The 13,746-nt window shown below is 70.5% G+C and carries 10 protein-coding genes; 5 read left to right on the top strand and 5 right to left on the bottom strand.

Annotated elements, in window-relative coordinates; all coding sequences use genetic code 11:
• Positions 1-20 precede the first annotated feature (20 nt).
• Both OG953_RS19095 and OG953_RS19090 read right to left on the bottom strand, forming a co-directional pair.
• On the bottom strand, positions 21-503 hold the full coding sequence (locus tag OG953_RS19095; RefSeq protein WP_405685640.1) for a DUF2771 domain-containing protein: 483 nt from the start codon (positions 501-503) through the stop codon (positions 21-23).
• A gap of 27 nt (positions 504-530) precedes the next feature.
• On the bottom strand, positions 531-1,955 hold the full coding sequence (locus OG953_RS19090; protein WP_405685638.1) for an MFS transporter: 1,425 nt from the start codon (positions 1,953-1,955) through the stop codon (positions 531-533).
• Between the two features lie 432 nt (positions 1,956-2,387).
• Here OG953_RS19090 and OG953_RS19085 point away from each other — a divergent pair, with 432 nt between their 5' ends.
• From OG953_RS19085 to OG953_RS19075, 3 genes are all read left to right on the top strand, one after another.
• Complete coding sequence (locus tag OG953_RS19085) at positions 2,388-3,323, top strand: DUF3027 domain-containing protein (RefSeq protein WP_405685637.1); 936 nt, start codon at positions 2,388-2,390, stop codon at positions 3,321-3,323.
• 318 nt (positions 3,324-3,641) lie between these two features.
• The gene (locus OG953_RS19080; RefSeq protein WP_405691922.1) at positions 3,642-6,902 is read left to right on the top strand and encodes a sacsin N-terminal ATP-binding-like domain-containing protein; all 3,261 of its coding nucleotides are present in this window, start codon (positions 3,642-3,644) and stop codon (positions 6,900-6,902) included.
• 173 nt (positions 6,903-7,075) lie between these two features.
• Positions 7,076-7,960: a DUF5707 domain-containing protein gene (locus OG953_RS19075; protein ID WP_405685635.1), complete on the top strand. Its 885-nt coding sequence runs from the start codon at positions 7,076-7,078 to the stop codon at positions 7,958-7,960.
• 293 nt (positions 7,961-8,253) lie between these two features.
• Here OG953_RS19075 and OG953_RS19070 read toward each other — a convergent pair whose 3' ends face one another.
• The gene (locus OG953_RS19070) at positions 8,254-10,734 is read right to left on the bottom strand and encodes an HAD-IC family P-type ATPase (protein ID WP_405685633.1); all 2,481 of its coding nucleotides are present in this window, start codon (positions 10,732-10,734) and stop codon (positions 8,254-8,256) included.
• A 155-nt stretch (positions 10,735-10,889) separates the two neighbouring features.
• Positions 10,890-11,204: a DUF2530 domain-containing protein gene (locus OG953_RS19065; RefSeq protein ID WP_405685632.1), complete on the bottom strand. Its 315-nt coding sequence runs from the start codon at positions 11,202-11,204 to the stop codon at positions 10,890-10,892.
• A 222-nt stretch (positions 11,205-11,426) separates the two neighbouring features.
• Between OG953_RS19065 and OG953_RS19060 the strand changes: the two genes are divergently transcribed.
• On the top strand, positions 11,427-12,881 hold the full coding sequence (locus tag OG953_RS19060; protein ID WP_405685630.1) for an NCS2 family permease: 1,455 nt from the start codon (positions 11,427-11,429) through the stop codon (positions 12,879-12,881).
• Here the strand turns inward: OG953_RS19060 and OG953_RS19055 are convergent.
• Positions 12,874-13,089, bottom strand: coding sequence for a ribbon-helix-helix protein, CopG family (locus OG953_RS19055; RefSeq protein WP_189280946.1), 216 nt, complete (start codon positions 13,087-13,089; stop codon positions 12,874-12,876). The genes OG953_RS19060 and OG953_RS19055 overlap by 8 nt on opposite strands.
• Before the next feature lie 145 nt (positions 13,090-13,234).
• Between OG953_RS19055 and OG953_RS19050 the strand changes: the two genes are divergently transcribed.
• Positions 13,235-13,675 carry a MarR family winged helix-turn-helix transcriptional regulator gene (locus OG953_RS19050; protein WP_093899797.1) on the top strand — a complete coding sequence of 147 codons (441 nt, stop codon included), beginning with the start codon at positions 13,235-13,237 and terminating at the stop codon, positions 13,673-13,675.
• Positions 13,676-13,746 lie beyond the last annotated feature (71 nt).

Genomic DNA, 13,746 nt, shown 5'->3' with positions numbered 1-13,746 from the left:
AGGAGGGGGAGGGAAGGGGGTCAGGAGGTCTTCTTCAGCTCGAAGTGCCAGACGCCGGTGAGCTTCTTGCCCTTGGTCTCCACGATGCTGATCTGCGTCTTGTCGCTCACGGTCTCGCCGGTCTGGCTGGAGAAGAAGGCGCTGCCCGGGATGGACCGGTAGGTCTTCTTGTACGGCTCCTGCTCGGCCTGCTGGCCGTTGATGAACAGCGTCCAGCCGTTGTCCGCGATCTCCGGGTCGACGCCGAAGCGGACCTTGTCGTCCATCGCGACCTCGACGGTCTTCTGAGCCTTCTTGTTGAGGCAGTCCTGGATGTCGGACGCCTTGAGGGCATTGCCGTCGTTGTAGCAGGACGCCTCGGTGTTCACCGTGTTGCCGCCGACCGTTACGGTCGCGAGCGGTGTCGGCTTGTCGCAGGCGGAGAGGACAAGGAGTCCCGCGGACACGGCACCAAGAGCGACGCCGATTCGACGGCCCTTACCGGAGAAGAACGCAACGGTCATGGGCCGAAGGCTATCGGTCGCTCCGGCTCACGCCACGCGGGGGTGCGGCGAGCCGCGCCGCGCGGAGCTCAGCAGCCCCCGTACGGACGTGGCGGCGCCCAGGGCGAGGATGCCCGCGGCGACCGACATGCCCAGTACGCCGTTGAGGGGGAGGGCGATACCGATGCCGCCGCCGACCACCCACGCCATCTGGAGCACGGTCTCGGACCGGGCGAACGCGGATGTCCGTACCTCTTCGGGCACGTCGCGCTGGATCATCGCGTCCAGCGAGAGCTTCGACAGGGCCTGGGTGAAGCCCGCCGTCGCGCTGAGCGCGGCGACCATGACGGTGCTGAAGAAGAACGCGGCGAGCACGGCTACACCCAGGGCCAGGGCCAGCACCGAGGCGACGATCACTTCGGGGCCTCGGGCCCGGAGCCAGGAGCCGACCGCCGTACCGAGCGCGTTGCCGACACCGGCCGCCACACCGGCGATGCCGAGCGAGACGGCGGCGCTCTGCCCGGCGAGCGGCTGCTCGCGGAGCAGGAACGCCAGGAAGAAGATCAGGAAGCCGGAGAGCGCGCGGTGCGCGGTGTTGGCCTGGAGCCCGTTCAGCACGGACGGCCCCACGGACCGCAGCCCGGGCCGCTTCTCGCCCCGCTTCTCCCCGACTCTTGCCCTTCCGTCGCTCTTCCCGCTCCGCTTTGCCTCGGGCCGGGGGGACGTCACACCGTGCGGCGGCACCAGCCGGGCCTTCCGCTCGCCCTTCGAGGAGTCGACCTTGTGCGGCAGCGTGAGGGCGAGGACGGTCCCCCCGATGAAGATCACGCACGCGCCGTACAGCGGCCAGGCGGACCCGATGGTGTGCAGCCCTGCCCCGATCGGGGCGGCGACCCCGGTCGCCAGGAGCCCGGCCAGGGTGACCCGGGAGTTCGCCTTCACCAGGGAGAAGCGGGGTGGCAGCAGACGCGGCACGACAGCGCTGCGTACGACTCCGTACGCCTTCGAGCAGACCAGGACGCCCAGCGCGGCCGGATACAGCTCCAGGCCGCCGGTGGCGACCGCGCCCGACATGGTGAGCGCGAGCACCGCACGGGCCAGCATCGCACCGGCCATCGCGGCGCGGCGGCCGTGCGGAAGATGGTCCAGGAGCGGGCCGATCACGGGCGCGAGGAGGGTGAAGGGCGCCATGGTGACGGCGAGGTAGAGGGCGACGCGGCCGCGGGCCTCGTCCGTCGGTACGGAGAAGAACACCGTCGAGGCGAGCGCGATCGTGATCATCACATCGCCCGCGCCGTTCACGGCGTGCAGTTCGATCAGTTTGCCGAGCCCGGACTCCCCGGCGCCGTGGGCGTGCGTCGCCTTCCGGATTCCTCTTGCGGTGCCGGTGAACGGGGTGCGGAGGGCATGACCGATCGTCCGGCCCGTCCTGCGGAGCGGGCCGGAATCCTTGTGCGACCTGGCGGAAGTCACTTCGTCATAGTGCCCCAGCCACTGCGGTGACGAACCGGGATCGGCGCGGGGCGTGGTGCACTCCGCCCTGTCGGGTCAGTGCTCCGCCCGGCCCCGGCACGGCCTGCCCGGAGCGGGCCGGCCGGCAATTGTGACGGTTCCGAGGCGGACTTTGCACGGGACGCGGCGCCGGATACGGCCTTGATTGGGACGGGCAGGTGGGCGGGGGGCGGCGGAGAGGGTAGCGTGCGTAGCGCGCCACCGGCGGTTGTTCTCGGCCGCGCGCCTATCGGCGATCCCGCAGAATGGATAGCAGAAGGTGCGCCCGAGGCAGGCACAACGGGTGTGGACGTCGACGCGGCCCCCAGGTCCGCTCCGCCCGCATCCGTCATGGCCGAATCGATGGATGTGCTGGCGCGCTCGTGAGACTGGCGTAGGAGAGAAGCGAGACCTGTGAGTGCTGTGACGACGCGAAGCCGTACGGCCCGTACCCCTGTTCCCGACCGTCTGTGCGCCGAGGCGGTAGACCTTGCCCGCGCGGCGGCCGAGGAAGCAGCCGCGCCGGGGGTCGTCGGTGAGCATGTGGCCGTGGTCTCCGAGGGAGACCGGGTCGTCACGCACTTCTTCGAGTGCGAGAAGCCGGGCTACCGGGGCTGGCGCTGGGCGGTGACCGTCGCCCGGGCATCCCGCGCGAAGAATGTCACCCTCGACGAGACGGTGCTGCTGCCCGGCAGCGACGCGCTCCTCGCTCCGGAGTGGGTGCCGTGGAGCGAGCGGCTGCGTCCCGGGGACATGGGGCCCGGCGATCTGCTGCCCACCGAGGCGGACGACATCCGCCTGGAGCCCGGCTACACCGGCGAGGACGAGCCGCTGCCGGACTCCGCGGTCTCCGAGGTGTCACAGGAGATGGCCGACCTCGTCGACGCGGAGGACGCGGAGCTGACGACGCGCCCCGCGACGACGAGCCGGGGCTCGATCGCCGCGGTCGCGGAGGAGCTCGGTATGCGGCGGGCGCGGGTGCTGTCGCGGTACGGGCTGCACACGGCGGCCGACCGGTGGGACGAGGCGTTCGGCGCGAAGACGCCGATGGCTCAGGCGGCTCCGGCGTCCTGTGTCACCTGCGCGTTCCTGGTGCCATTGACGGGTTCGCTGAAGCAGGCGTTCGGGGTGTGCGCGAACGAGTTCGGTCCGGCGGACGGGCATGTGGTGTCGCTGTCGTACGGGTGCGGTGGGCATTCGGAGGCGGCGGTGATGCCGAAGCCGCCGAAGCCGGCGCCGCATGCGCTGGACACGATGCAGGTGGACGAGTATCCGTTGCGTCCGGCGCGGGACTCGGGCTCGGTCCCGGCGGAACCGGACGGCCCGACGGAGGACCTCGGTCACTCCTGAGCGGGGCCGGGGTTTTCCCGGCGCGCCCGGCCATCGAACCTGCGGGCCCGCCCCGCGAACCGGTTCCGTCCTCAATCTCCCCCATAGCCTTGAGGGCATGGGGGGACCCCCTCGACGGGCTTGATTTCGCACACCCCAGCCCGTCCGGCGTTCGAGGACGGAACCGGAGCGGTGGTGCGCGGTGCGGCAGAATCCGGCCCTGCCGTGGGCAACCCCGCGGACACGACGCCCCGTCCGGCGAGAGGACCCGGTACCTTCAGGCGCACACTGGCGGCACGGGCAACGCGTAACCGGAAAGAGCGGAGTCAGAGCGTGAGCATGAATGCGACCGAGGGGGCCGACCCGTTCGGGACCGCACGGCTGCGACGCGGCGTGCTCGATGCCTGGGGCGCCGGCCCCGCCAGATTCCGCGAGGACGCCAACGCCGAGGAGGACCTCGCGCTCGGCGGCTACCGCGACCGCCTCGTCGTCGAGCTGGCCCAGAACGCCGCCGACGCCGCCGCCCGCGCACAGGTACCCGGCCGGCTCCGCCTCACCCTGCACCCGGCGACCGCGGACGCCCCCGCCGCACTCGCCGCCGCCAACACCGGCGCCCCCCTCGACGCCACCGGCGTGGAGTCGCTCTCCACCCTGCGCGCCTCCGCCAAGCGCGAGGGTCACGAGGGGGCCGTCGGCAGGTTCGGCGTCGGGTTCGCCGCCGTGCTCGCGGTGAGCGACGAGCCCGCCGTCGTCGGTCGGCACGGCGGCGTCCGCTGGTCCCTCGCCGAGGCCCGCGACCTCGCCGCAAAGGCGGCCGTCGCCAGCCCGGGCCTCGGCGACGAGCTCCGTCGCCGCGACGGCCACGTACCCCTGCTGCGGCTCCCGCTGCCCGCCGAGGGCACCGCACCCGACGGGTACGACACCGTTGTCGTCCTCCCGCTGCGCGACGGCGGAGCCGAGGACCTCGTGGTCCGGCTGCTCGACGCGGTCGACGACGCGCTCCTGCTCACCCTGCGCGGCCTCGACGAGGTCGTGATCGAAACCCCGGACGCCGTACGGACGTTGCGCCGGTCGCAGCGCGGCCCGTACACCCACGTCGAGGACTCCGCGCACGGTACGCACCGCTGGCGCACCGTCACCCGGCACGGCCCCGTCGAGCCCGCCCTGCTGGCCGACCGGCCCCGCGAGGAACGGCTGCGCCCGCACTGGGCGGTCACCTGGGCGGTGCCGGTGGACGCGGAGGGTGCCCCGGTACGCCCCCGCACCGTCCCCGTCGTCCACGCTCCGACCCCCACCGACGAACCCCTCGGTATCCCCGCGCTGCTCATCGCGTCGCTGCCGCTCGACACCACCCGCCGCCACCCCGCACCGGGACCGCTCACCGACTTCCTGGTGCAGCGCGCGGCCGATGCGTACGCCGAGCTGCTCGCCGACTGGCAACCGGTGTCCATCGACACCATCGACCTCGTCCCCGGACCGCTCGGCAAGGGCGAACTGGACGGCGCCCTGCGCGGCGCGATCCTGGAGCGGCTGCCGCGCGTCGCGTTCCTGGAGCCTGCCGCCCCGCGCGACGCCACCACCGAAACGGACCGGTGGGACACCTGGGACGCGCAGGCGGACGGCATCCGCGAGACGGCCACCACCGCGCTGCGCCCCATCGAGGCCGAGGTGCTGGAAGGCGTGGGCGCCGAGACCGTACGGGTGCTCGCCGAGGTTCTTCCGTGCCTGCTGCCCGCCGGACTGGAGCGCCGCAGCGAACTGCGCACCCTCGGCATCGCCCGCGTCCCGCTGACCGAGGCGATCGACCGTCTCGCCGGTCTGGAGCGCGACCCCGGCTGGTGGCGGCGGCTGTACGACAGCCTGTCCGGCATCGACCCGGACCGTCTCTCGGGGCTGCCCGTCCCGCTCGCCGGTACACCGGAAGCACAGGACGCCGAGACCCCGACCGCCCCCCGCACCGCCATCGGCCCCCGCCAGGTCCTCCTCCCGTTCCCCGACGCGCTCACCGGCCCCGTCCTGGGGCGCCTCGCCCGGCTCGGGCTGAAGGTCGCGCATCCGGACGCCGCCCATCCACTGCTGGAGAAGCTGGGCGCCCTGCCCGCCACGCCCCGCGCCGTGCTGACGACCCCGCAGGTGCGGGCAGCCGTCGCCGGGTCGCTGGACGCGGGCGAGATCTGGGACGAGGACGCGCTGGACGCCGAAGAGCTCGCAGAGACCGTTCTCACCCTTGTGCGGGACGCGGAACTGGCACCGGGCGACGAGCCCTGGCTCGGCGCGCTCGCCCTTCCCGACGAGGACGGCGAACCCGCACCTGCCGGTGAACTCGTGCTGCCCGGCAGCCCGTTCGCGGCCATCATGCGGGAGGGCGAACTGGCGCTCTGCGACCAGGAATGGACCGACCGTTGGGGCGATCAGCCGCTCACCGCCTGTGGTGTGCTCGCCACCTTCGCCCTCGTACGGGCCGCCGATGTCGTCCTGGATCCGGACGAACTGGAGCCCCGCGAGGGCGACTTCGCCGAGCCCGACGACGCCGGGCTGCTCGACGCCGTGGACGTGTGGTGCGAGGACATCCTCGACCAGCTGCAGTTGAATCTGCCGCCGCGCAGCGGTGACGATGAGGGGTGGTGGTCGGGCGACGGGCGGGCCTCCGTGCCGCCGGTCGCCACCGAACTCGTCGCCGTTCGCGACCTGGACCTCGTCGACGACGACGCCTGGCCGCAGGCGCTCGCCCTGCTCGCCCAGCCGCCGTTGCGCGACGCGCTGACCCAGCCGGTGCGGGTGCTGCTGCCGGACGGTACGACGCGGTCCGTCCGCCCGTACACGGCCTGGTGGCTGCGCGACCACCCCGTGCTCGACGGCCGTCGCCCGGCCGGTCTGCGGTCTGCGGGCGGCGACCCGCGGTTGGCCGGACTGTACGACTCCGCCGACGCGGCCGGCTTCGACGACGCCCAGGTGCTGCGTGCCCTCGGCGTAAGGACGTCCGTGACCGCCCTTCTCGATGAGCCGGGCGGCGCCGCCGAACTCCTCGGCCGGCTCGCGGACGAGGACCGTGTGGTCGGCCCCGTACAACTGCACTCCCTGTACACGGCCCTGGCCGATCTCGACCCGGAACAGGTCACGCTGCCCGACGCATTGCGGGCCGTGGTCGACGGCGAGGTCCGGGTCGTCGACGCGGCGGACGCCGTGATCGCGGACGCTCCGGATCTGCTGCCGCTCGCCGGGGGGCTCCCGCTGCTCCCGGTCGCCCCGACACGCGCGGCCGATCTGGCCGAGCTGTTCCAGGTGCGCAGGCTCGGCGAGAGCGTCGAGGCGGAGGTGACGACGGAGGGCGAGGAGCACCAAGTGCCGGATTCGGTACGGGTCCTGCTCGGCGTCGGAACCCCGGACGCGTACATCGAGCACGGCGAACTGCGCGCGGGCGGTGTCGAACTGGACTGGCGCCGTACCCCCGACGGGACCGTGCACGCCGCCACGCTGGAAGGCGTCGCGGCAGGCCTGGCCTGGGCGGCGGGGCAGTGGCCGCGCCGCTTCGAGGTCGCGGCGCTGCTGGAGGACCCGTCCCGTACGGAGGAACTGGCCCGGGACCGCTGGTTCGACTGAGACGAGGAGCCCCCGGACACGGAAGGGTGATCTCCTCAAAATATTCGGCTCGGCGTACAACCCTTCACATGTGTGGCAGGTCTGGTCTTTCGAGTCAGCAGACTCACAGACCGAACGAGCCCCGTCCGGGTCGCACCACATACTCGCGGGGCCTTTCTCCACTGGGGAAACACATGCGCATTCGTGCCACTGTTGCTGCCGTTACCGGCGCCCTGGCTCTGTCCGCTCTGGCCATCCCGGCCGCCCACGCGGATGGCCAGTCCGCTGGGAACCTGCACAAGCCGACATCGGCCGCCGAGGTCTTCGGCACCGCCGCCAAGGGCTCGTCGAAGGCCGCCGCGGCCACCACCGCGGCCACGGCGGAACCCGTCATCTCGAAGGTCGTCGTCAACGGCGGCAAGGACATCGTCCTCGGCACCACCGCCTTGAAGACGATCTCCGTCTCGCTGACCGCGTCGCACGCGTCCGGTGTCGTCGACGCCTACGCCGACCTGTGGCACGGCACGGACCCGTCCTCGCCGGACGGCCTCGACGGCGTCATCCTGCCGAACGAGGACGCGGCGACGTGCACCAAGGCCAGCGCGACGACCTCGACCTGCAAGCTGACCTTCACGATCGACCCGCGCTACGACCTGTACAAGAACTCCCTGGCCGGCACCTGGCACGTCACCGCGGCTGCCCTCGCCGGTAACAACACCGACTTCGCCTACACCGACTTCTACAGCACCGCCCGTGTGCAGCGGCTGTCGAAGCTGACGGTCAACGCCGCTCCGGAGCCCGTGAGGAAGGGCGGGACGATCACGGCCACCGGGAAGCTGTCGCGGGCGAACTGGGAGGACCACGCGTACCACGGCTACACCGGCCAGCCGGTGAAGCTCCAGTTCCGCAAGAAGACCAGCAGCACCTACACCACGGTCAAGACCATCAAGACGAACAGCACCGGCAACCTCAAGACGACCGTCACGGCGTCGGTCGACGGTTACTGGCGCTACAGCTTCGCCGGTACCTCCACGACCCCGGCCGTCACGACCGCGGGCGACTTCGTCGACGTGCGGTAGTTCCTCCGTACGTATAAGCACCACCGCGCACCACTCCGGGCCGTGTCCGGGGACGGCTCCCGTCCTCCCGGGCACGGCCCGTTCGCGTCCCGTGCCACCGGTTCGTCGAGTCGACAGACGGGAGAATCACATGGGGTGCGGCCGCCGAGGACGGCAGCAGCACGGCCTACGACTCCTACAGCACCGCCCGTGTGCAGCGGCTGCCGAAGCTGACGGTCAACGCCGCTCCGGCCGTCACGACCGCGGGCGACTTCGTCGACGTGAAGTAGCCCCCGTACGGAGCAGCACAGGAACTACACCGGGAAGCGGCGGCTGACCAGCCGCCAGGCGAACTCCAGGCCGGCGGCCGCCACCACCGCGATCCCCACCGCGGTCCACGGCATCGCCGCTCCCACCAGCTTCAGCGCGAAGAAGTTCTGCAGCCACGGCACCACCAGCACAATCAGGAACGCCAGCCCCATCGCCGCCACCAGGCAGATCCGCCACCAGGTGTACGGGCGGGCGATGATCGCCAGGACCCACATCGAGACCAGGAACAGCGTGAGCGTGGCCGCGCTGGTCTCCGCGTCCAGCGCACCCGTACCGGAGTAGTAGCTCCGGGCGATCAGGTACGTCGCGAAGGTGGCGACGGCGGCGATGACGCCCGACGGGATCGCGTACCGCATGACGCGGCGCACGAAGTGCGGATGGGCCCGTTCCTTGTTGGGGGCGAGGGCCAGGAAGAACGCCGGGACGCCGATCGTCAGCGTCGACAGCAGGGTCAGATGGCGCGGCAGGAACGGGTAGTCGACCTGGAAGCAGACCACCAGGATCGCCAGCAGCACCGAGTAGACGGTCTTGGTCAGGAACAGGGTGGCTACCCGGGTGATGTTGCCGATCACCCGACGGCCCTCGGCGACGACGGACGGCAGCGTCGCGAAGCTGTTGTTGAGCAGCACGATCTGGGCGACGGCCCGGGTCGCCTCGGAGCCCGAACCCATGGAGACGCCGATGTCGGCGTCCTTCAGTGCCAGCACGTCGTTGACGCCGTCGCCGGTCATCGCGACGGTGTGACCGCGGGACTGGAGCGCGCCGACCATGTCCCGCTTCTGCTGCGGGGTGACCCGGCCGAAGACCGCGTTCTCCTCCATGGCCGTGGCCATTTCGTCCGGGTCGGCGGGCAGCCGGCGCGCGTCCAGGGTGTTCTCGGCGCCCGGCAGGCCGAGCTTTCCGGCGACCGCGCCGACGGAGACAGCGTTGTCGCCGGATATGACCTTCGCGGCGACCCGCTGGTCGGCGAAGTAGGCCAGCGTCTCCCCGGCGTCCGGCCGAAGCCGCTGTTCCAGGACGACCAGTGCGCTCGGTACGGCTCCGGCGGCGATGTCCGGCCCTTCGAGCTCGCCCTGCGCGCGGGCCAGCAGCAGCACCCGCAGCCCCTGCTCGTTGAGCTGCTCGATCTCGGTGAGTGCCGGGTCCTGCTCGGGCAGCAGTACATCGGGCGCGCCCAGGAGCCAGGCCGACGCCCGGCCGCCGCCCTCGTCGAACGCGGCGCCGCTGTACTTGCGGGCCGAGGAGAACGGCAGTGACTGCGTGCACCGCCACTCCTCCCCGTCGGGGTAGGCGTCGACGATGGCCTGCAGGCTGGCGTTGGGCCGGGGGTCGGACGCGCCGAGGGCACCCAGCACGCGCTGTATGTACGTGTCGTCCGCATCGTTCAGCGCCCTGACCTCGGTGACGTCCATGCCACCCTCGGTGAGGGTGCCGGTCTTGTCCAGGCAGACGACGTCGACGCGGGCCAGACCCTCGATGGCGGGGAGTTCCTGGACCAGGCACTGTTTGCGGCCGAGCCGTACGACACCGATCGCGAAGGCGACCGAGGTGAGCAGCACCAGGCCTTCCGGGATCATCGGGACGATGCCGCCGACGGTCCGGGCGACCGACTCCTGGACATCGTTGCTCTTGACGACGAGCTGGCTGATGATCAGGCCGATCGCGGTCGGCACCATCATCCAGGTGACGTACTTGAGGATGGTGGAGATGCCGGTGCGCAGCTCGGACTGGACGAGGGTGAAGCGGGACGCCTCCTCGGCGAGCTGTGCGGCGTAGGCCTCGCGGCCGACCTTGGTGGTGGCGAACGAGCCGCCACCCGCGACGACGAAGCTGCCGGACATCACGGGGTCGCCGGGCTGCTTCAGCACCGGGTCGGCCTCGCCGGTGAGCAGCGATTCGTCGATCTCCAGGCTGTCGGCCTCGGCGACCGTGCCGTCCACGACGACCTTGTCGCCCGGGCCCAGCTCGACGAGATCGCCGAGGACGATCTCGGAGGTGGAGATCTCGGCCGAGACCCCGTCGCGCCGCACCGTGGGTTTGGCCTCGCCGATGACCGCGAGGCTGTCGAGGGTCTTCTTGGCCCGCCACTCCTGGACGATGCCGATGCCGGTGTTGGCGATGATCACGAAGCCGAAGAGGCTGTCCTGGATCGGCGCGACGAACAGCATGATCAGCCAGAGCACGCCGATGATCAGGTTGAACCGGGTGAAGACGTTCGCGCGGACGATCTCGCGGATGGAACGGGACGAGCGGACGGGTACGTCGTTGACCTCACCGCGGGCGATCCGCTCGGCCACCTCGGCCGCGGTCAGCCCGCGGGTGCTCACGGCCGGGGCCGGCAGTTTCATCGGGTGGACCGGGTCGAGCTCGGACCCGGCGTCGATCATGGCCGGTCCGGGGCGGCCGGCGGAGCCGGATGCCCCGGGGGTCTGCTCGCCGAAGGAGTGGGGTGCCCGCTGCGTCATGGTTCCGACGGTACGGGTGGATCGTCCGATTCACCCACTGGGGGTCCGAAGATCAGACCGGGGGAGGAGGGGAATGGCCCTGCGGTGGTACGGAGGTCCTGATCCCGGGCGGTATTGGACGGTGCCGCGGCGGCAACACGAGGCGTCGGCCGGTTTCACGCCGTGGCGTCCGACGTGCCCTCCGTGTCCGTCCCGGCGCTCGGCGTGGAAGCACCGGAATCCGCAGCCGCGGCCGCCCGCTTGATCGCCGCGTCGCGCCCCCGTACGTACCAGATGCCGATCAGGCCGAGCCCCGCACCGGCCAGGCAGGTCCACAGCCACCACAGGTGGCCGTGGTCGTCGAACCAGCCGTAGAACGGCAGCTGGACCAGGAAGAGGACGAACCAGAGGATCGTGCCGCCGGTGATGGTGGCGACGACGGGCCCCTCCAGGGGCTCGGGTGCCTCGTGCTTCGGTGTCCACTTCGCCATGACCTCAGTGTATGGGCCCACCTGCGACCCCCTCCCGTACCCCGTGAAGGCGGCATGCACAAAGGACGTCAGGCCAAGGGACTCAAGGGTCTACGCGCGGAGATAGCGATCTTCGCCTTATGTATTCATACTGAATCTGCTTACGACTGTCCCGAATTATTCGTGTAAAAGTCCAAAGCTGACCACTTTTAACCCCCCCTCTACGTACGACTGAGGTCATACATGTCCCCCTCGGCCACCGCTTCGGTCGACTTCAAGCAGTCTCCGGCTCCTCAGCCGCACAACAGCCTGGATCGTTTCTTCAAGATCTCCGAGCGGGGGTCGTCGGTTGCGCGCGAGATCCGCGGCGGATTCGCCACGTTCTTCGCAATGGCGTACATCATCGTGCTGAACCCGATCATCCTCGGCAGCGCGAAGGACATGTACGGGCACCAGCTCGACGGCGGCCAGCTGGTCACCGCCACCGTGCTGACCGCCGCGTTCTCCACGCTCCTGATGGGCGTCATCGGCAATGTGCCGATCGCGCTGGCCGCCGGCCTCGGCGTCAACACCGTCGTGGCCCTCCAGCTCGCCCCCAGGATGAGCTGGCCGGACGCGATGGGCATGGTCGTCCTCGCGGGCATCGTGGTCATGCTGCTGGTCGCGACCGGGCTTCGGGAACGCGTGATGCACGCCGTACCGAAGTCGCTCCGCAAGGGCATCGCGATCGGTATCGGTCTTTTCATCCTGCTGATCGGCCTGGTCGACTCGGGCTTCGTCTCCCGTATCCCGGACGCCGCGCACACCACCGTGCCGCTCCAGCTCGGCAGCGACGGTCACCTCAACGGCTGGCCGGTTCTGGTCTTCATCCTCGGCGCGCTGCTCACCCTCGCGCTGATCGTCCGCAAGGTCCCGGGCGCGATCCTGATCTCCATCGTCGCGATGACGGTCGTCGCGATGATCATCGACGCGGTCGCCGATCTGCCGGGCGAGGCATGGGGTCTGACCGTCCCGCAGTGGCCGGGCAACCCGGTCGCCACCCCGGACTTCGGGCTGATCGGCAACGTCAGTCTGTTCGGCGGCTTCGAGAAGGTCGGTGTGCTCACCGGCATCCTGTTCGTCTTCACCGTGCTGCTGTCCTGCTTCTTCGACGCGATGGGCACCATCCTCGGTGTCGGCGACGAGGCGAAGCTGACGGACAAGGACGGGAACTTCCCCGGCATCAACAAGGTGCTGTTCGTCGACGGCATCGCGGTCGCCGCGGGCGGTGCGAGCTCCGCCTCGGCGGGCACCTGCTTCGTGGAGTCCACGGCGGGTGTCGGTGAGGGCGCCCGCACCGGCCTCGCGAGCGTCGTGACGGGTCTGCTGTTCACGGTGGCGCTGTTCCTGACGCCGTTGGCGACCATGGTCCCGTCGCAGGCGGCCACCCCGGCGCTGCTGGCGGTCGGCTTCCTGATCATCTCGGGTTCGGTGCGGGACATCGACTGGAGCGACTACACGCTCGCCATCCCGGCCTTCCTGGCCATGCTGATGATGCCGTTCACGTACTCGATCACCAACGGCATCGGCATCGGCTTCATCGCCTTCTCCGTGCTGCGGGTCGTGGCCGGGCGCTGGCGCGAGGTGCCGGCGGCCATGTACGTGGTGTCGGCGGTCTTCGTCTTCTACTACGCGATGCCGGCCCTCGGCCTCACGTGACCTCTTCCGCCCTGATCCCTGCGGTCCCTTCCGAACCGTAGAACTTCTCCGTCTCGTCGACGGCCGCCTTGAAGCGCTCGTCGAAGTCATCGCGAATGAGCGTCCGGACGACATAGTCCTGGACGCTCATTCCGCGTTTGGCGGCATGCTGCCTGAGCCGGTCGAGCAGCTCACCGTCTATCCGCAGGCTGAGCACAGTCGATCCCATGGCAAGCAGGGTTACGGCCCACGAGGTCGTTTCGCGTCACTTTCCGGATCCGACTCACTCGTTCGGGTGATCGATTGGGTGCTGTTGCTCTCGCGCGTGTAACACGAATGGTCTTTAGGGTAGGTAATGAGTTACTCTAATAAACATGCCTGACCTGATCCACGACGGCGACAGTGCGGCCGCCGTGAGCTCCCTTCGCTCCGCCGTGATGCTGCTCGGCCGACGCCTGAAGCACCAGCGCGTCGACGAGTCGCTGAGCCCCACCGAGATGTCGGTGCTCGGCACGCTCGCCCGCTGCGGTTCGGCCACGCCCGGTGAGCTGGCCCGCAAGGAGCATGTGCAGCCTCCGTCGATGACTCGCATCGTCGCGCTGCTGGAAGCCAAGGGGCTGGTCAGACTGGAACCGCACCCCGATGACCGTCGCCAGAAGATGGTCAGCCAGACCGAACAGGCGGAAGCCATGCTCGAAGAGAGCCGCTCCAAGCGGAACGCCTGGCTGACCACCCTCGCCGAGGGCCTGGACGAGGAAGAGTGGGAGACGCTGCGCAAGGCGGCGCCCGTACTGGAGAAGCTCGCCCACCTGTAGCGGGGCCGGCCGCGCCGGACCACAGCCGGCGCACCGCCCGTACCGCCGCATCCCGTCAGTCAGCGAAATGT

Origin of the sequence: Streptomyces sp. NBC_00057 (genome assembly GCF_045041165.1) — a bacterium.
Lineage (GTDB): Bacteria > Actinomycetota > Actinomycetes > Streptomycetales > Streptomycetaceae > Streptomyces.
Note: the sequence above shows the minus strand (reverse complement) of the source record. Positions and strands in the feature narration are given on the sequence as shown.

Bases quoted from the DNA above. Each gene is read 5' to 3' on its own strand.
- OG953_RS19095 (WP_405685640.1), bottom strand. From the start codon at position 503: ATGACCGTTGCGTTCTTCTCCGGTAAGGGCCGTCGAATCGGCGTCGCT.
- OG953_RS19080 (WP_405691922.1), top strand. From the start codon at position 3,642: ATGAATGCGACCGAGGGGGCCGACCCGTTCGGGACCGCACGGCTGCGA.
- OG953_RS19075 (WP_405685635.1), top strand. From the start codon at position 7,076: ATGCGCATTCGTGCCACTGTTGCTGCCGTTACCGGCGCCCTGGCTCTG.
- OG953_RS19070 (WP_405685633.1), bottom strand. From the start codon at position 10,734: ATGACGCAGCGGGCACCCCACTCCTTCGGCGAGCAGACCCCCGGGGCA.
- OG953_RS19065 (WP_405685632.1), bottom strand. From the start codon at position 11,204: ATGGCGAAGTGGACACCGAAGCACGAGGCACCCGAGCCCCTGGAGGGG.
- OG953_RS19060 (WP_405685630.1), top strand. From the start codon at position 11,427: ATGTCCCCCTCGGCCACCGCTTCGGTCGACTTCAAGCAGTCTCCGGCT.
- OG953_RS19055 (WP_189280946.1), bottom strand. From the start codon at position 13,089: ATGGGATCGACTGTGCTCAGCCTGCGGATAGACGGTGAGCTGCTCGAC.
- OG953_RS19050 (WP_093899797.1), top strand. From the start codon at position 13,235: ATGCCTGACCTGATCCACGACGGCGACAGTGCGGCCGCCGTGAGCTCC.